The organism is Arcicella rosea (assembly GCF_014204325.1).
In the GTDB taxonomy this organism is placed as follows: domain Bacteria; phylum Bacteroidota; class Bacteroidia; order Cytophagales; family Spirosomataceae; genus Arcicella; species Arcicella rosea_A.
In genome coordinates this window covers 1-18453 of the sequence record NZ_JACHKT010000028.1, presented here as the reverse complement: position 1 = coordinate 18453, position 18453 = coordinate 1, and the positions used below count along the sequence as shown (strand labels likewise).

The 18453-nt window shown below is 35.2% G+C and carries 14 protein-coding genes; 8 read left to right on the top strand and 6 right to left on the bottom strand.

Annotation, left to right across the window (positions count from 1 at the left end):
* Positions 1-170: 170 nt before the first annotated feature.
* Together HNP25_RS16505 and HNP25_RS16500 are read right to left on the bottom strand one after the other, a co-directional pair.
* On the bottom strand, positions 171-1097 hold the full coding sequence (locus HNP25_RS16505) for a helix-turn-helix domain-containing protein (protein ID WP_184135893.1): 927 nt from the start codon (positions 1095-1097) through the stop codon (positions 171-173).
* A gap of 539 nt (positions 1098-1636) precedes the next feature.
* Positions 1637-2413, bottom strand: coding sequence for an enoyl-CoA hydratase/isomerase family protein (locus tag HNP25_RS16500; protein ID WP_184135891.1), 777 nt, complete (start codon positions 2411-2413; stop codon positions 1637-1639).
* 172 nt (positions 2414-2585) lie between these two features.
* Here HNP25_RS16500 and HNP25_RS16495 point away from each other — a divergent pair, with 172 nt between their 5' ends.
* Together HNP25_RS16495 and HNP25_RS16490 are read left to right on the top strand one after the other, a co-directional pair.
* Entirely contained in the window at positions 2586-3734 is a 1149-nt protein-coding gene (locus HNP25_RS16495; protein WP_184135889.1) for an acyl-CoA dehydrogenase family protein, read from the top strand.
* Between the two features lie 132 nt (positions 3735-3866).
* Positions 3867-4715 (top strand): LytR/AlgR family response regulator transcription factor, encoded by an 849-nt coding sequence (locus tag HNP25_RS16490; protein ID WP_184135887.1) that lies wholly within the window; start codon positions 3867-3869, stop codon positions 4713-4715.
* Here HNP25_RS16490 and dacB read toward each other — a convergent pair whose 3' ends face one another.
* Positions 4716-6020: a D-alanyl-D-alanine carboxypeptidase/D-alanyl-D-alanine endopeptidase gene (gene dacB / locus HNP25_RS16485; protein ID WP_229202893.1), complete on the bottom strand. Its 1305-nt coding sequence runs from the start codon at positions 6018-6020 to the stop codon at positions 4716-4718.
* A 250-nt stretch (positions 6021-6270) separates the two neighbouring features.
* On the opposite strand from dacB, the gene HNP25_RS16480 reads away from it, so the two are divergent.
* Positions 6271-7332: a ferredoxin--NADP reductase gene (locus tag HNP25_RS16480; RefSeq protein ID WP_184135885.1), complete on the top strand. Its 1062-nt coding sequence runs from the start codon at positions 6271-6273 to the stop codon at positions 7330-7332.
* A gap of 148 nt (positions 7333-7480) precedes the next feature.
* Here the strand turns inward: HNP25_RS16480 and HNP25_RS16475 are convergent, their stop codons facing one another.
* Positions 7481-8149, bottom strand: a complete 669-nt coding sequence (locus tag HNP25_RS16475) for a TVP38/TMEM64 family protein (RefSeq protein WP_184135883.1) — start codon at positions 8147-8149, stop codon at positions 7481-7483.
* Between the two features lie 40 nt (positions 8150-8189).
* On the bottom strand, positions 8190-8666 hold the full coding sequence (locus HNP25_RS16470; RefSeq protein ID WP_184135881.1) for a cytidine deaminase: 477 nt from the start codon (positions 8664-8666) through the stop codon (positions 8190-8192).
* 233 nt (positions 8667-8899) lie between these two features.
* On the opposite strand from HNP25_RS16470, the gene HNP25_RS16465 reads away from it, so the two are divergent.
* Positions 8900-10006, top strand: a complete 1107-nt coding sequence (locus tag HNP25_RS16465) for an acyltransferase family protein (RefSeq protein WP_221432493.1) — start codon at positions 8900-8902, stop codon at positions 10004-10006.
* 18 nt (positions 10007-10024) lie between these two features.
* Here the strand turns inward: HNP25_RS16465 and HNP25_RS16460 are convergent, their stop codons facing one another.
* Positions 10025-11920: an SPFH domain-containing protein gene (locus HNP25_RS16460; protein ID WP_184135877.1), complete on the bottom strand. Its 1896-nt coding sequence runs from the start codon at positions 11918-11920 to the stop codon at positions 10025-10027.
* Positions 11921-11969: 49 nt separating this feature from the next.
* On the opposite strand from HNP25_RS16460, the gene HNP25_RS16455 reads away from it, so the two are divergent.
* The 4 genes from HNP25_RS16455 (at position 11970) to HNP25_RS16440 (ending at position 18300) form a co-directional block, all read left to right on the top strand.
* On the top strand, positions 11970-12260 hold the full coding sequence (locus HNP25_RS16455; RefSeq protein WP_184135875.1) for a hypothetical protein: 291 nt from the start codon (positions 11970-11972) through the stop codon (positions 12258-12260).
* A 415-nt stretch (positions 12261-12675) separates the two neighbouring features.
* Positions 12676-13728: an efflux RND transporter periplasmic adaptor subunit gene (locus HNP25_RS16450; protein ID WP_184135873.1), complete on the top strand. Its 1053-nt coding sequence runs from the start codon at positions 12676-12678 to the stop codon at positions 13726-13728.
* 97 nt (positions 13729-13825) lie between these two features.
* A complete protein-coding gene (locus tag HNP25_RS16445) occupies positions 13826-16912 on the top strand; it encodes an efflux RND transporter permease subunit (RefSeq protein ID WP_184135871.1) in 3087 nt (1028 codons plus the stop codon).
* 71 nt (positions 16913-16983) lie between these two features.
* Positions 16984-18300: a TolC family protein gene (locus HNP25_RS16440; RefSeq protein WP_184135869.1), complete on the top strand. Its 1317-nt coding sequence runs from the start codon at positions 16984-16986 to the stop codon at positions 18298-18300.
* Positions 18301-18453 lie beyond the last annotated feature (153 nt).

The following is an 18453-nucleotide window of genomic DNA, read 5'->3' as shown; positions in this document are numbered from 1 at the left end:
ATTTATTTCTGCGGAGCTTTTTTATTTGTTTTTCGGTCGAATAAACATTCATTTGGCGATAAAATAGACAAAAATCAAAAAAGCCACTGAAATTCAGCGGCTTTTCTAATATCAAAACAATTTTATAAACATAATCTCGAAGCTCGTCGCTCAAAGCTAACAGCTACTAATTACAAATTCATCAACGACTCTCTGCGTCTCATTTTTCCTGCAGGAATACCAAACATCATTTTGAAACGACGGCAGAAGTACGCAGTATCTTTATAACCTACATCAGCACCAATGGCACGGATAGATTTCTTAGAAGTTCTTAACAAACCTACAGCCGCTTCCATTCTTTGGTATTCGATATAATCTTGTGGATTAATACCTGTCAACATTTTGAAGTACTGACCAACGTAGTCTTCAGAAACGTTTGCTACGTTCGCTAATACTTTATTTGATAAGTCTCCACCGATATTATCTTTGATATAAGCAAAAATATCAATCAAACGTGGATCTTTGAAATAAGTACTGTTGGTAGCTAATTGTTCAACAAACAAACGGTTTTTGATGATATAACGAATAATTTCGATAACAATCTCTTCCGTTTTAATTTTGATGACACGACCTTTACCAAGAATATCCGTCATATCTTCTTTCAAAATCTCCGCTAGCATGTGTGCTAGTTTGTCGTCTCTTTTGATTAAGAATGGTGGAATATCTAAAGAAGTAAAGAAGTTTACCGAATCAAAAACTTTTGCCTCAAAAGCAACCATACCAAATGAATTCTCCATTTGCCCGATTCTTGAAGGCTCAAGGTTATATTCAAAATAAGACTCTCTGTGAGTCATAAATTCCTCATTTGATATAGCTTTTGGCTTGTCAGCATTACCATAGGTTATTGAAAGCATTTTACCACCAGGGATAAAAAGCATATCACCAACCTCTGCATGAACAGCCTCTTCTCCAAAAGAAACCTCTCCGTTGTACAAAATCAAGAGTGTATTTTCTACATCATAAAAGTTTTTGATACGGATAGGTTGTAATATTCTAATGTTACGTGACTTGATAAACTTCACGCCTAGCGATTCAATTATCTTATTATAATCTTCCATTTTGCATCGAAATTTGGGTAATTGGAATTATAGAGCATTTAATTTTGGACAAAACTAATAAATCCATGTAAAATTCCAAAATTAAATGTAAAAAAGTGTTATATAATTATTTAAGGGCAAAATACTTCCGCCATTCAAATTTATTGTAATATCCTAAGAATTGAAAATTTGGTAGATTTTTTTTTGAAAATTTAATATTTGGAGTTTTAGGGGATTTTCGTCAATTCAATTATTTTTTTACAAAAAAAGCTCCTTAAAACTCTATTACGATAGAAAGAATCTGCTGTTATTGACGACTAGGAAGTCATACTCTTTCTTCTAATATTACAAATTTTCCACTAAGATGCAAGATGGATTTAAGTAATTATTTTTACAAAATACAAAAGATGCTCATGAGTAATATTTCTCATCTTCAAAAATAGGCACTAAGTATAAAACTGAGATAATTAATGACTGTAAATACTTTTCGGTTATATATTACTTTGTAAAATCAAAAATGCTCAATTCAAACTGAAAATGTTGCAATTTGAAATAAACATCTATCCATTCTTGGCTTTAAAAGCTTGTAAAGTTTCTTTAGTAAAATTACTTAGTACAAGCTTTCCACTGATTTCTGCTCTTTCAAGTAAGAGTTCTTCCCAATGATCTGTGTTTTTCCAGAGTATTCTTTTAAGTTCTTTCAATCCTTCTGGATTATATTTTGATAACCTTCTTGCCAAACTAAGAATAGCTTCATCCATTTCTGTAGCTGTTTCAAATACATCCATGTACAAACCTTTTTCTTTTGCCCAATCCGCAGAAAAAAATTCTGTTGCTTTTAAAGCAAGTATCGAAAATGAGGAAAGTCCAACTTTACGTTCCACGGCAGGTTCAATTACTGCGGGAATAATTCCGATACTTAGTTCGCTTAATTTAATAGCAGCAAATTGGGTTGCAAAACAATAATCAGTGGCGGCAGCCAAGCCTACACCACCGCCAACAGCCTTTCCTTGAATGCGGCCAAGTATTATTTTGGGAGATTTTCGACAAGCATTTATTACTTTGGCAAAACCCGAAAAAAAGATTCTTCCAGACTCTTCATCATCAATCGCCATCAATTCTGTAAAATCTGCTCCCGAACAAAAAGTTCTATCTCCCTCACTTTGCAAAATAATGATTCGTACTTCTTCTTGTTCTCCTAATTTTTGTATGGTCAATGCCAATTCTTCCAAAAGTACAATAGACATTGAGTTGGTAGGCGGATTTCCAAATATTAACCTTGCCACACCTTCATTATTCAATATCGTTTGAATGGAATGTTCTTTTTTATTCTCCATAATAAAATTATTTTTATATATAACAGTACTATTTTTATTTTAATAACATTAAATTACAAATAATTAATAGAATAATATAAAATGTACGCTATTATAAATGGCTCATTTGAAAAGAAAAATATGATGCCATTGTCGTAAATTAAACAATCTCAACAAACAATTCAACTTGAAAATGTACAAATCAGAACAATTAACTTTAGTCCGACAAAGTGCTAAAGAGTTTGCAGAACGTAAAATTCGTCCACATATCATGGAATGGGACGAAGCCCAAATTTTCCCGATTGATTTAATGAAACAATTAGGCGAACAAGGCTTTCTAGGCGTACTCGTACCAGAAGAATATGGCGGAGCAGGCTTAGGCTATCATGAATACGTGGCAATTATCGATGAAATCGCTCAGGTTTGTGGTTCAATCGGTTTATCGGTGGCGGCACATAACTCTTTGTGTACCAACCATATTTTACAATTTGGTTCAGAAAACCAAAAACAACAATATTTGCCACAATTAGCCTCAGGTAATTCTATCGGAGCATGGGCTTTGACCGAAGCCAATACAGGTTCAGATTCTGCCAGAATGCAGTGCATTGCTCGTCGAGAAGGCGATAATTATGTCATTAATGGTTCAAAATGCTGGATTACTCATGGAAAATCAAGCGATGTTTTGGTGATAATGACAAGAACTGGCGAATTAGGAACAAGAGATAATGCTACAGCTTTTATTGTAGAACGTTCAAATACTGGTTTGAAATTTGGTAAAAAAGAAAATAAATTAGGAATGCGTGCTTCTGAAACGGCAGAAGTAATTTTAGAAGATTGTGTTGTACCACTTTCGGCTCGTTTAGGAAATGAAGGAGAAGGCTTTAAACAAGCCATGAAAATTTTGGATGGTGGACGTATTTCCATCGCAGCACTTTCTTTAGGAATTGCCAAAGGTGCGATGAAAGCCGCCGCTCGTTATGCACAAGAACGTCATCAATTTGGACAAGCAATCGCTAATTTTCAAGGAATCAGCTTTAAATTGGCTGAAATGGCGACCAAAATTCATGGAGCTGAATTGATGACACTTCACGCTGCTGACCTTAAAATGGAAGGAACGCATCTCACAAAAGAAGCTGCGATGGCAAAATATTATGCGTCGGAAGTAGCGGTAGAAGTAGCAACGGATGCTGTTCAGATTTTTGGAGGATATGGTTATACCAAAGATTTCCCCGTTGAAAAATTTTACCGAGATGCAAAACTTTGTACCATCGGCGAAGGTACTTCTGAAATTCAGAAAATTGTAATTGCCAGAGAAGTATTAAAGGAATATCCAATCGCTTAAATGAGTCCCCAGCATAAAATTATGTTGGGGATTTTTTTGATTAATCTTTCACCATTTTCTTGTTTTGGCAGTCTTCTTATTAATTTCGTGTAATCCAATGATTGGTTTCTAAATAACATTGGCTTATCATAAATGCTAAAAGTACTTCAACAACCATATCCACACAACGACTCTACACGTCGAAAACTCTTTCTTTCATTCGCTGCGGGTATTTTTATCAGTGCTTTTTTATTATTTTTTCAACCTTTTGACATTGCGAATTGGCACGATGATGCCAAGGTTTACATCTTAATGGGTTTTGGAATAATTACTTCTGACACCATGCTTTTTATTTATTTTGGTGTTCAAAGTCTTTTTCCAAATTACTTTAAGGAAGAACAATGGACGGTTGGCAGAGAAATAGGAATGGTTGCCTTGAATGTACTTTCAATCATGACAATCAATGTACTTTATACACAATATTATATCTCGAATGGTTTTAATATGCTGAATCTGGTTTCAATGGTAATTTATACGCTCGTGTTGGGCGTATTTCCAGCTACAGGCATAATTTTAATCAACTATATTTTTTACTTAAAACAGTACAGTAAACCTCCTCAGCCAAGTCATCTTCCAGAAAAACATCTTGAAGAAGTATCTACAAATAACGAAATAATATTAATTGCCGAGAACGGAAAAGACAGCATTATGTTAAAGCCTGATTCATTTTTCTACATAGAATCAAGCGATAATTATTCGACCGTTGTATTTCTGAATGAAAATGTTTTTCAAAAAGAATTAATCAGAAGTAGTTTAACAAGACTTGAAAATCAGATTTCTCAAACACAAATTGTTCGTTGTCACCGCTCGTTTATCGTTAATCTTAATAAAGTTGACAAAGTAACAGGCAATGCACAAGGCTATAAATTACACTTGAACGAAAGCGATTTTGTGATTCCTGTAGCCAGACGATACTCTGAAATTGTATATGAATTGAAGTGATTAATTTTTCTCATGTACTTCAGTCAGAATCTTCGTTACTTCTTTTCTGATTTCTGACATTGGTTTCAAGAAACTATTATTCATGATGCTGAAAATTAATACTTTCCCTTTTTTAGTAATTAAGTAACCGCTCAGGTTATAATTATTACTAAAAGAACCTGATTTGGCAAAAATAAAAGGTTCTTCGTTGGATGGTAAACTCTTCAAAGTTCCCGATTTTCCAGCAGCAGGAAGTAGTTTAAATAGTCTTTCTTGTGGAACTGTTTGGTAAATATTTTGCAAAAGTTTCACGATACTTCTTGGCGTAAATAAATTATAGCGTGAAAGTCCAGAGCCATCTACCCATCTTGAAGCATCTGGTAAATCACTCATCAATTGTTTTTTTGCTGCTTCAATTCCTTTACTAACATTCAATTCGCCCGTTAAAATATCGGCATTTAATAACATTAAATGTTCGGCAATCATGTTATCGCTGACGTGCAACATTCTTTTATATAAACTGTCTGCTGGCAAACTATAAAATACTTTGGCTGATTTATCCAGTGCTTTGTTAATCATCGTTACTTCTTTTTTCAAAGTATCGCTTAATAAAGCAACGGTAATTTCTACGCCAGTTTTGAAGGGAACATCTTGTACAAAATTTGCTTTCATTTTTTGAGTGCTCGGATGGCTAAATAAATTCGCTCCTAAATCCCGCTGAATGGAAAAAGTATTTTCATTCGACCAATCGTAAACTTTATTCTCGAAAAGTTTAGGTGTAACAGTCAAGCCTTTTGGGGAATTTGCTTTGAATCTAACCACATTTCCATGAATTGGAAATCCTGAAATTTCAGCGGCATAATAATCATTATAATCGTCCCAAGCCCAACCTTGCCCGAAGAAAGTTCCTGTGAAATTATCATTTGAAAAATAGATTTTTTCAGAACTATTTTTCAAAAAATCATATACTTTACTTGTTGCTAAATCTGGATTAAGAAAAGACGGGTCGCCAGTTCCCCACAAAATCAATGAATCACCTAATACTTGATAATGAAAAGCAGGAATAGAATCGCCCAAAGTTTTCAAGCTCGCATAGAAAGTAAATAATTTTGTATTGGATGCGGGCATGAAATAGCGATTTGCCTCTTGTTCAAAAATCGTTTTTTGTTCGGAAATATCATAAAAAACAATTCCAGTTTGGTTCTGAGCAAAAGTTGTTGATTGCTGAATTAATTTAGCCGCAGATTTCAACGATACTTTATTGGTATTGCAAGATGAAAGGACAAGTGTCACCAAAAACAAGAAAGGAGTAATAATACGCATCATAAGTATCAAAAATTTAAACGGGAAATAAGGATATGATTCATGAAAACGTCGAAAAGTACGGTTTTTTTTTACATCAAAATCATAAAATAAGATTTATTGTTTTGTGTGATTATCAGCTCGAAACGTGTCCAAAAGTATTTTCTTCATTACCTTTGTGTCGCTATAACCAAGTCTTCGGAAAACCCTAAGGCTTATTTTTCGTTATCTAATTAGATTTATATCATTCCATAAAATATTTCGTAATCATAAAATGTCTGTAAAATATTTTCATCTCACAGTAAAAGAAATCATCGACGAAACGCACGATACTAAAACATTTACTTTTTGGCATCCAGTACATCAATCTGTAAGTTATAAAGCTGGTCAATTTCTTACCTTAATTCCAGAAATCAACGGACAAAAAGTGCGTAGAAGTTATTCAATGTCAAGCTCGCCTAATAAAGATGCTTCCATTGCTGTAACTGTAAAAAGAGTACCAAACGGATTAGTATCTAATTATTTGTGTGATTCGGTTAAAGTTGGTGATGCCATCGAAGTAATGGAACCGATGGGGCATTTTATCATTGAACCCAACCCAATGAAAGAACGTACTATCGTTTTATTTGGTGGTGGTTCAGGAATTACTCCTTTAATGTCTATTTTAAAGTCTGTTTTACCCGTTGAACAAGGTACAAAAGTATGTTTAGTGTATGGTTCAAGAAGTGAAGAAGATATAATTTTCAAGAAACAGTTAACTGAATTAGAGTTAAAATATGAAGGCCGTTTTAAAGTATTGCACGTACTGACACAACCTTCTTATACTTGGACGGGCTACAAAACTCGTATCAATCAAGCTTCAGCAGTAATTTTCTTGAAACAAGATTTTGCGATTGATATTGCTAAAGCAGAGTATTATTTATGTGGACCAGAAGGAATGATGGAACAAGTAGAAACTGCTTTGAAAATGTTTAATGTTTCTACGGACAATATTCATAAAGAACATTTTGGCGGAAGTACATCAAGTGAAATTCTTGTAGAAGACGAAGATGATTCTATCAAACCACAAACTGTAACGATTCAATACGAAGGCAACGAGTACGAAGTGTTAGTAAAACCGCATGAAACAATTTTAGAAGCGGCTTTACGTGAGGATATTGATTTACCTTATTCTTGTCAGGCAGGGATGTGTACTGCTTGTTTAGGAAAATGTATTTCTGGAAAAGTACACATGGACGAAGAAGACGGACTTACCGATAAAGAATTACAACAAGGTTATATTCTTACTTGTGTGGCGCATCCTAAAACGGCTGGCGTTGTGATTGATATAGAGTAGAATACTTAAAATAGAATAATTTGAAATGGTGGCTTTGGAGATTTCCAATATCACCATTTTTTGTTTTTAGCCACTGATTTGTGGAAATTTAAAACCGAAGATTGACGCTGATTTTTTCATCTGACATCCGAAGTCCGATAGCCGAAACCTAAAAAGCTTTCTTAATAAAATATCCCAATCCCAACATCGACACTAGAATCAAACCAAAAACAAAAAACTGAATGCCACTGCCTTGACTTGGGTGTTCTATCAGTTTACGGATTTCTTGTGCTTGAGTTCCTAACCAAATTGATAGAATAGTTCTTGGAAGCATTCCGATAAAACCTGCGGTTAGAAAGTTTTTTAGCTTTGTTCCAGAGAAGGAAAACAACACATTGGTAACGGCAAAAGGCAAAACAGGCGAAAGACGAGCCAATAAAATAATCTTGAATTCGTCTTTTTGAAGATTATCCAATACTTGTTTTACTTTAGGTTTTTCTGAAAGTTTGTTTAGGAATCTTCCACCGTCTATCAATTTCGCTACTTTAAAACCCAAGTATGAAGCTACCCAATAACTAATAGCAATAGGAGCGAAGGCATTCCAAGCCAAGAAATAGCCACTCAATAATGCAATAAAAGTAGTAGGAGTAAGAGCAAATGCCATGCTAAAACATGAAGCCACGTAAACCAAAACCCATTGAAGTATTTTAAAATGTTGGACTTCCTGCTCGTGCATAATGAGCCAATAGCTTATACTGGAGCTAGCAAAAATGGGCATCAAGCCTAAAAAAAAAGTATAAACTATTGAAAAAGTATTTTTCTGGAGGAAATCTAACATTTTACAAAGATAGAAGCCGTAACAGCATTCTACAAAAAACTTAGAAATCAGTGAATTTAATTGGGAGTAAATCGCCCACAGATTCGGTAATCAAAATTTGCTGATTTGCTCCCACCATAATAAAACGAATTGGTGATTTTTGTCTGACTTCATACTCCAACATCGCTTGTCGGCAAGCTCCACAAGGCGGAACACCTCTGAAAATATCTTCTTTCCCGGGACGAGCAATTACTGCAATCGCTTTAATGATTCGTTCAGGATGATTTGCCCCGACCCAAAAAATTGCTGATTGTTCAGCACAAGAACCCGAAGGGAAAGCCGCATTTTCTTGGTTATTAGCAGTAATGATTTCGTTATTGTCTAATAAAATGGCAGCACCCACATGGAAATTAGAGTAAGGCGCATACGATTTGTAAGTAGCTTTGCGAGCTTCGTTTAATAATTTATTTTCTAATACCGACAGCTCAGTGTCGTTATTGTATGTTTCGAGGGTGATTGTTAAATTAAGTTTCTGCATATCAGTTTATTCGGTATATTTTCATTAGTTTTTAGATGGGGAAAAATATAACGAAAAAATACTTTAGAATAGTTCATGATATTTGTGAAAAGATGATTGTTTATAAGAAAGCATATAATTTAATAGGTTATTCCTTAATTAATCTTTTAGAATTACCAATTAATTAACATTATTCCAATCAGATAGATTGGAATAATAGCATGTTTTAAAATACCTTTGTAAATATTTTTACATTGTTATTAATTAATAAGATTCTTAACCTAAGGATGAAATTAAACCAATTGACGTTTACTAGATTCATTGCAGCCATCTTAATTGTATTTTTTCATTTTGGGAATAATACAATTTTAGCTTCTAGTAATATCACCGCCCCTATTGTTAAGCAAGCAAACCTTGGAGTAAGTTATTTCTTCATTCTTTCTGGTTTTGTTATGATGATTGCTTATTCACACAAAAAAATAGATTTTAAACAGTACTACCTTAACCGATTTGCAAGAATATTTCCTGCGTACTTTTTTTCTTTGCTACTCATTCTCTTTTTTCAAATTGTTCATCATTTCCCAATTAATTGGAGGGCTTTTTTATTAAATGTATTTGCTATACAGGCATGGTTTCCAGGTTATGCTACAAGTTTTAATTTTACAGGTTGGTCTCTTTCTGTAGAAGTTTTTTTCTATTTGTGCTTTCCAATCCTACTACATTACTTTTATCAAAAGTTTCATAAGAAAGAAATCCTTATAAGTGTGATTCTTGTTTGGCTCGTAACGCAGTTATTTTTTCATTACAGTTTAAATACCTATTATAAGAGTGATTCATCTTTTAGTCACGATTTACTTTTTTATTTTCCCTCTATGCACTTGAGTAGCTTTCTTGTTGGCAATGCAACAGGTATTTTTTATTTATATCTAGTAGAAAAAAAACGGCACTCTGATTTTTATCACTTATTATTGATTTTTTTACTGATTTTGCTTTACTTATTATTAAAGTATCCCCCGCCAGTAAATTTCCACAATGGCTTACTTGCAATATTATTTGTGCCAATTATCCTTTCTCTATCGTTAGTTGAAAAGTCAATGCCAATACTTACAAGTAAGCTTTCTATTTTTTTAGGAGAAATTAGTTATGGTATTTACATTCTTCAATATCCAGTAATTGTCTATTCTCCAGCAATTTGTAAACGCATGGGAATTCCAGACGGATTTTATTCGTACCTTTTATGTTTATGTATTGTATCTGCTTTAAGTTATTTCTTTTTAGAACAACCATTGCGTAGATTCATAAGTAATGGCTTTAGATGGGGTAATTTACCCAAAGGCAATACAAAAAAAACCTTTGGGTAAAACTATGAGGATTCCGGATTACTCTTTTTTATCAGTTTGAACACCAACAGAATTTTTCTCTACTTTTTTACCTACTTCTTCCATCAATCGTAGTCCTAACAAACCACTCAAAGCTCCGTTTTGGTCGTTCGAGCCACCTGTAATTAAAATATCAGGCATTACTTTTATTTTCTCTTTACCAATACTTTCGGTGATTTTCAATTGTGTAAAGTTGCCTTCGCCCATTGCCGAAACAGCCAATTTGTAGGCTTCTGCGTCAGCTTTACCAATCGCTAAAATTTTCTCAGCTTCGGCAGTACCCGTTTTACTGATTTTTTCAGCTTCGGCATTGGCAATTAACTTAATTCTTTCAGACTCCGCACTGGCTTGTACTCTTACTCTTTCAGCTTCTGCCCCTGCTTGCAATTTCAAACTTTGTGCTTCACCTTGTGCTTTTTTCACCGAAGCATCGGCTACTCTTTCTGCAATCACAACACCTTGGTCGGCTTTTACAATGTCTTTTTGAATGTCGGCAATCGCTGTTTCTTTTTCCAAAGCTTGGCGAGTTTCTTGTGCCATTTTCTGGGTTTCATAAGTAACCTTTTGTTCTTCGGCTAATTTTCTATCAGTCAAAGTTTTCATTAATGATTCTGGCGGAACAATATCACCAATCAAAGTATCCACTGCGTTTACATTGTATTGCGAAAGTACTTCTCCAATGTAGCGTCTGGCTGTTTCCTGACGTTCCTTTCTTGAACCCAAAAAAGAAATTACGTCTGAATCTTGAGCGGAGTTTCTAAAGTAATTACCAATCGTTGGCTCAAGTACTTGGCTGACAAGATTGTTCATATTCCCGAAACGGGCAATTACCTTTGGAGCTTCGTAATTCGGAATGTGAATAATCTGCGAAACATCTAAATTGAATGGGAAACCATCTTTTGAACGAACCGTAATGGTTGATAGGTTTTTATCCAATTGATGCGACTCCGACCTTGCACTTGCCCAGTTCAATACTAAATTGGTTGTAGGCACAACTTCTATTTTCTGAACATAAGTATTTACTGGATATTTGCCCGGTCCAAAAGCTTCTGCCCAAACGCCTTTGTAGCCTTTTGAAACAATGTTTCCGTGTTTGAATTCTGAACCACTTATATCTACGCCTTCTTCGCCTACATAAGAAATCACAACGCCTACATTACCAATCGGAATTTCAGTCATGTGTATTTCTTCTACTTTCACAAACCAAGGATTCAAGTTATACGAACCTGCTAAAATTACTTGTTGCTGTAAACCTCTGTTGCCTCCTTTATTCAAGAAAGTATCAGCATCTTGAAAATTATTATGACCGTCAATTGACTTACCAGCAATTTGTCCTGCTTCAATAGAAGCACCGTCCATCGTGGTAATAATCCCAACCATATTTTCATGGATTTCGGTAATATCAGTAATCACTACTTCAAACAAAAAAGTATTAATTCTGTACGAACCCGCAGTAATGACGGCTGTTTGTCGTCCTTTTCTTCCGCCATTTTTTAAAAAAGATTCTGTATCTTGAAAACCATCACATTCAATTTTTCTGGCTAAAATCGAACCTGTTTCAAGTTCTTTCCCATCTTTTGCCAAGATTAAACCAATTTTACCCGTTGGAATAATGGTAAGTGGCTGAAGTGTAATGTCGTATTGCCAAATCCAATACCAAAAGTAAATACCCGGTGCTAAAGGTTTAGCTTGATAACCCGCTTCGCCTTCGGTGGCGATGATACGTCCTTCGGGGAGAGATTTTTTTTCGCCAAAGAGTACAAACTTCTTCGTGACTAAACCAATTTTGTCTTCTGGAATAATGATAATACCCAGTAAACGAAAAATAAATTTGTAGAAAACTAAACAAAGCAAAGGAATTGCTATGCTGATAACGGTGGTAATAGAGATTTCCATTTTTTTTGTGTATGTTTTGGTTGATTCATGAACTCAGATGTTTAAGTTCATGAACCAAATTTGTAGAAAACCTAATGAAATTATTCCGTTTTGTGAAGAATGGTTTGCGGCAGGCTTAAATGGATTTTGGGGGACTTTGTTTCCGTGGCTGGTCTCCCGACCAGTCCACATTGATTATCCTGAACGCTATTCTGAGCAGTATTTGCAAAAAAATAATGTTGCTTGGTGGCTGGTCGGGAGACCAGCCACGGGTGAAAAAAACGTCGAAAATGTTCATAAATCTACCAATACACAAAAATTGAGTTCTAATACAGTCAAACTGACTATCAACTCAGTTTGACAGAGCTTTAACTCGTATTTATTGAGTACTAACTCAGTAGGAGTGAGCTGGTACTCAGATTTTGGGAGCTTCAATACAGTTTTGACGAGCTTCAACTCCGATTTTCCGTATTCCAGCTCGATAAATCTGTAAGCTAATACAGAAAATCTGAGTTACAATGCAGTTTTAGTGAGTTAAGACTCAGTATTGGAGAGTTATATATATTTGCTTTTTATCCCTCCAATTTTAAAACTTCATGAAACAAGAATTACTCATTACTAGGTAGTTAATTGGTATATTTAATTCACTTATCTATGGAAATGATAAGTTAGTCGAAATATATTAAGATTACGAAGTAAATCTGGACAAAAGGTTATTCTTTATAAAGTACCTTTATAAAAAATTAGCAAGAAAATTATTCATACAAACTTACAATATGAACCAAAAAAATACGCTCTCAATGGTATCTGTTGGAGCATCAATCTGTTTAGCTTTGGCTAGTTGCCATAGTAAGAAACCTCAAGACACTAATAAAAAGGAAGAACAACCTGCCATCGTTGATGTAGTTATTGCCAAAAAACAAAGCATTAGCTCGGATGTTGAAGCCAATGGTTCTATCGTTGCTAATGAATTCGTTGAACTTCATACTGAAGTTAGCGGAAGAATTACTTATTTGAATATTGCTGAAGGTACTACTGTAAACCAAGGAACAGTTTTGGCAAGAATCAACGATGCGGATTTACAAGCTCAATTAAATAAAACCAAAGTTCAGCTTGATTTAGCCGAGAAAACAGAAAAACGTTTGGCTAAACTTTTATCAATTAATGGGATTAATCAAGGTGAATACGATACTGCTTTGAACCAAGTAAATAGCTTAAAAGCAGATTTAGCCTACACAGAAGTATTGATTGAAAAAACAGTACTGAAAGCTCCGTTTACTGGCGTATTGGGTTTGCGTCAAATCAGTCAAGGTGCTTATGTTGCACCTACTACCATTATTGCTACCATTCAGCAAGTCAATAAATTAAAAGTTGATTTTACTGTTCCTGAAGAATACACGCAACTTATCCGCAAAGGAACAGTTGTGGAAGTAGAAGTGGAAGGACAAAAGAATGCTCGTTGTAAAGCTGTTGTGATTGCTCGTGAGCCACAAATCAACCAAACTACTCGTAATTTATTGGTGCGTGCTTTGTTATCAAATTGCACTGCTAATCCGGGAACTTTCGCTAAAGTATATTTCAGTGCTGGCGCTGCCCAAAACAGTATTTTGATTCCGACAAATGCTATTATTCCAGATGACAAAACTAAAAAATTGGTCGTTGTGAAAGATGGAAAGGCAAGCTACGTAACAGTAGAAACGGGTTTCAGACAAGAAGATGTTGTTGAAATTACGAGTGGATTGAGTGAAGGTGATTCTGTTGTTGTTGATGGTGTTTTATTTGCTCGTCAAGATAAACCTGTTAAAGTAAGAGGTGTAAGAAAACAATAAGCACTCTACTTTCTTCATTCAAAATTATCATTCAAAAGATTTCATAAAATTAATCAAGCTTTTAGTAGAGACGAGATTAGTTTAATCAGCATTATTCATGAATATTTCAGAATTATCTCTTAAAAGACCCGTATTTGCCACGGTGATGAACGTCTTGATTATCCTTTTTGGGGTAGTGGGATTTTCATTTTTGGCAGTACGAGATTACCCTGCCATCGACCCGCCCATTGTTACCGTAAGGACTTCCTACACTGGTGCGAACCCTGATATTATCGAAAACCAAATTACTGAACCGCTCGAAAAACAAATTAATGGTATTCCGGGTATTCGTTCAATTACTTCATCAAGTACGCTTGGTAGTAGCTCTATTACGGTGGAGTTCAATTTGGATGTACCTTTAGAAGCGGCAGCCAGTGATGTGCGTGACAAAGTAGCACAAGCCGTGAGAGGTTTACCTCAAGATATTGACGCTCCGCCAGTTGTTTCTAAGGCAGATGCTAACAGTGATTTTATTTTGCTTTTGGCAATCCAAAGTAGAAGTAAAAGTTTATTGGAACTGAGTGATTATGCCGAAAACGTTTTGCAGCAACGTTTCCAAACCATCAATAACGTAAGTGGTGTAAATATTTTAGGACAGAAACGTTATGCCATGCGTATCTGGTTGAAAACCGACCGCATGAATGCTTATGCTTTATCGTTTACGGATATTCAAACAGCTTTGGCACGTGAAAACGTAGAATTGCCAGCAGGTAAAATTTATGGTAGCAATACCGAAATGACGATTCGTGCCATAGGAAGATTAACCACTGAAAAACAATTTCGTGATTTAATTATCCGTGAAAGTAATACAGGAATTGTTCGCTTGGGCGATATTGCAGATGTAGAATTAGGTCCTGAAACACTTGAACAAAGTTGGAAATATAATGGCGTTTACTCTGTGGGTTTGGCAGTTGTTCCCCAACCTGGAGCGAATTATATTAAAATTGCCGACGAGTTCAATAAACGTTTAGAAGAAATTCAGAAGGAAAACAAATCTGATATTCAGTTTAAATTATTGATTGATAACACCAAAAACGTTCGTCGTTCTTTGAAAGAAGTAGAAGAAACTTTGGTGATTTCATTTGGTTTGGTTGTGTTGGTAATTTTCTTCTTCTTCCGAAATTGGTTAATTGCCATTCGTCCATTGATTGATATTCCAATCTCTCTGATTGCTACTTTCTTTATCATGTACATTTGCGGATTTACGATTAATGTTTTGACATTACTCGGAATCGTACTGGCAACAGGTTTGGTAGTAGATGATGGGATTGTTGTTACTGAAAACATTTTCCGAAAATTAGAGCAAGGTTTGCCTATTCGGAAAGCGGCTTTGGAAGGAAGTAAAGAAATTTTCTTTGCCGTAATTTCTACTTCATTAACACTTGCGGTGGTATTTCTTCCTGTTATTTTCTTAGAAGGTTTCGTAGGAAGCTTATTCCGTGAATTTGGGATTGTGGTAGCTGCGGCGGTATTGATTTCTGCTTTTGTTTCCCTGACGATTACACCAGTACTGAATGTGTATTTAACTCGTAAAAAAGCAGGACACGGTTGGCTTTACGACAAAACTGAACCATTCTTTACGGGTATGGAAAGTGGCTACAAAAACATTCTGAAAGGCTTCATGAAAGTTCGTTGGGTTGCGTGGATAATTGTTGTGGCTTGTGGCGTGTTGATTTGGCTTGCTGGTAAAAATCTACAAAGTGAAATTGCCCCAATGGAAGATAAAAGCAGTATTCGTTTTACGGTAAGTACTGCCGAAGGTTCAAGTTATTTATTTACTCAGAAGGTTTCAGATGAAGTGACTAATTTCTTGAATGATTCTATTCCTGAAAAAGACTTCGTGTTTAATGCTGTGCCAGGTTTTGGCGGAAACGGAGGTACAAACTCTTCTGCTGCTCGTATTGGTTTGGTTGACCCAGACCAAAGAACAAGAAGCCAAGATGAATTGACGAAGTTATTGAACAAAAAAATGAGCCGTTTTAATAACGCTCGTGTATTTGGAATTCAAGAACAAACTATTTCGGTAGGCTTAGGTTCGAGAGGTAGTTTACCAGTACAATTCGTATTACAAAACATTGATTTTGCGAAAATTAAAGAAGCGATTCCTAAGTTTTTGGAGGAAGCTCGTAATGATAAAACTTTCCAAAATGTTGACGTAAACTTAAAATTCAACAAACCTGAAATTTTAATGACTTTCGACCGCATTAAAATCAAGGATTTAGGTTTAACCACACAAGATGTTGTAAGTGCTGTTCAAGGTGCATTCAGTGGTAGAAGATTAGCTTATTTTACGATGAATGGGCGTCAATACGAAGTAATTGCACAAGTAGAACGCAAAGAAAGAAAAGAACCAACAGACATTGAAAACCTTTTTGTGACTAACGCTCGTGGTGAAAGAATTCCTTTGAGTGCGGTGGTAAAATTGGAAGAGAGTAGTAATCCTTCTACATTATTTCACTTTAATCGTTTGAAATCGGCTACGGTTTCGGCTTCATTAGCTGATGGAAAAACAATTGGTGATGGTGTAAAAGCGATGCAAGCCATTGCTGATAAAGTATTAGATAAATCTTTCCAAACAGCATTGAGTGGACCTTCAAGAGATTATTCTGAAAGTTCTTCAAACACAGCTTTTGCTTTTGGTTTAGCTTTGGCTTTGATTTACTTGTTATTAGCCGCTCAGTTTGAAAGTTTCAAAGACCCATTCACTATCATGATTACTGTACCTTTGGCTTTAGCGGGTGCGTTAGGTAGTCTTTGGATGTTCGGACAAACGTTGAATATCTTCTCGCAAATCGGGATGATTATGTTGATTGGTTTGGTAACGAAAAATGGTATTTTGATTGTAGAATTTGCTAACCATAAGCGTGCCGAAGGACTGTCAAGAATTGATGCGGTAGTGGAAGCTTCGGCTCAACGTTTACGTCCGATTTTGATGACAAGTTTGGCTACTTCATTAGGAGCATTACCGATTGCTCTAAGTTTAGGTGCTGCCTCAACAAGCCGTATTCCTTTGGGAACTGTTGTTGTGGGAGGGATTTTATTCTCTTTAATCCTTACTTTAATCGTGATTCCAGCGGTTTACACATTTATTTCTAGCAAAACTTACAAAACGGAAGAATCAAAATTGGCAGAAGAGTTAGATTAAGGAATAGCTTAATCTAACTACAAGAAAGGCTTAAACTGTTAAGCCCATAATTTGAAAATCAACGAAAAAACATGAGAATCTTTCTTAAATATACTGTTCCTTTAGCGTGCTGTTTGTTGGTTACAGGCATTCGTACAAGTGTAGCTCAACAACAAATTACACTAAGCCAAGCCATTGAAACTGCCTTAAAAAACAATTTAGATATTCAGATTTCAAAGAATACGCTTAACGCCAGTACGATCAATAATTACATTGGTGTGGCAGGTGGCTTGCCAACAGTTACAGGTACGTTCAATACCAACGAGCAAGTAACTGGTTTGAACCAAGAATTAAGTAATGGAACAAGTACCAATAGAACAGGCGTAGTGTCGAACAATACCAATATGAGTGTTACGGCTACTATGATGTTGTATAATGGGGGTAGAGTAATGGCTACTCAAAAGCGTTTGGAAGAATTACAAAAACTAAGTCAAGAACAGCTTAATACAAGTGTTCAGAATGTCATTGCGGATGTGATGTTGAAGTATTTTGCAGTAGTTCAACAGCAAAATTTTGTTACTACTTTACTTCAATCCATAGAAGTGTCAAAACAAAAACTTTCATTGATTGAAGCTCGTAAAAGTGTTGGTTTATCCAACGAAGCGGAATTCTTACAGGCGAGTTTAGATTTGAATGCACAAACGCAAGCTTTACAAACACAAAAAATTGTGATTGAACAAAGCAAAGCAGATTTACTTCGTAGCTTGGTTTTGAATCCCAAAACAGTAATTACGATTACAGATACAATTGAGTTAGATAAAAGCCTTCAATGGGAAAGCATAGAAACTAATATCAAAAAACATCCAAGTATTTTATCAGCAGAAGCCCAAGTCAATGTGAATCTTTTGTTAGAAAGAGAAGCCAATGCCAGACGTTACCCAACCGTCAATTTGAACACTGGTTATAACTACGGACGTAACCAAAGTGGTGCAGGTTTTACTTTATTAAACCAGACTTATGGGCCTTTTTTAGGAATTAATGCCAGTATTCCAATCTATGCAGGAACAGTTAATACTCGCCAAGTACAAGTAGCAAAAATTAATACAGAAACAGCTCGTTTACAGAAAGAAGTAATTATTCAAAATTTTGAAAATACTGCGGCAAAATCTTGGGAAGCTTATAGCAATACTTTGCAATTGATTGAAGCCGAAAAACAAAATTATGAGTTGGCAGATAGATTATTGAAATTGATGAATCAACGTTTTCAATTAGGACAAGCCACTATCATCGACGTAAAACAAGCACAACAAAGTTTTGAAAACTCTGGCTATCGCTTAAATAATTTAAGCTACACAGCCAAAATTGCAGAGATTACTTTAAAGCAAATAGCTAGTCAGTTGGGGAAGTAAGTATTCATTGACATTAAAACAAGATGAATCATTCCGAGTTTTGAAATAAACATGAGTAATCCCGAATTTTAAAATCACAAAAAAGCGGTCAAAAACTAATTTTGACCGCTTTTTTGTGATTGATGAGCAATGAATTCCTACTGTTTGAGCGAA

Bases quoted from the DNA above. Each gene is read 5' to 3' on its own strand.
- HNP25_RS16445 (WP_184135871.1), top strand. From the start codon at position 13,826: ATGAATATTTCAGAATTATCTCTTAAAAGACCCGTATTTGCCACGGTG.
- HNP25_RS16455 (WP_184135875.1), top strand. From the start codon at position 11,970: ATGAACCAAATTTGTAGAAAACCTAATGAAATTATTCCGTTTTGTGAA.
- HNP25_RS16480 (WP_184135885.1), top strand. From the start codon at position 6,271: ATGTCTGTAAAATATTTTCATCTCACAGTAAAAGAAATCATCGACGAA.
- HNP25_RS16470 (WP_184135881.1), bottom strand. From the start codon at position 8,666: ATGCAGAAACTTAATTTAACAATCACCCTCGAAACATACAATAACGAC.
- HNP25_RS16500 (WP_184135891.1), bottom strand. From the start codon at position 2,413: ATGGAGAATAAAAAAGAACATTCCATTCAAACGATATTGAATAATGAA.
- HNP25_RS16460 (WP_184135877.1), bottom strand. From the start codon at position 11,920: ATGGAAATCTCTATTACCACCGTTATCAGCATAGCAATTCCTTTGCTT.
- HNP25_RS16505 (WP_184135893.1), bottom strand. From the start codon at position 1,097: ATGGAAGATTATAATAAGATAATTGAATCGCTAGGCGTGAAGTTTATC.
- HNP25_RS16440 (WP_184135869.1), top strand. From the start codon at position 16,984: ATGAGAATCTTTCTTAAATATACTGTTCCTTTAGCGTGCTGTTTGTTG.
- HNP25_RS16450 (WP_184135873.1), top strand. From the start codon at position 12,676: ATGAACCAAAAAAATACGCTCTCAATGGTATCTGTTGGAGCATCAATC.
- HNP25_RS16475 (WP_184135883.1), bottom strand. From the start codon at position 8,149: ATGTTAGATTTCCTCCAGAAAAATACTTTTTCAATAGTTTATACTTTT.
- HNP25_RS16490 (WP_184135887.1), top strand. From the start codon at position 3,867: ATGCTAAAAGTACTTCAACAACCATATCCACACAACGACTCTACACGT.
- HNP25_RS16495 (WP_184135889.1), top strand. From the start codon at position 2,586: ATGTACAAATCAGAACAATTAACTTTAGTCCGACAAAGTGCTAAAGAG.
- dacB (WP_229202893.1), bottom strand. From the start codon at position 6,020: ATGATGCGTATTATTACTCCTTTCTTGTTTTTGGTGACACTTGTCCTT.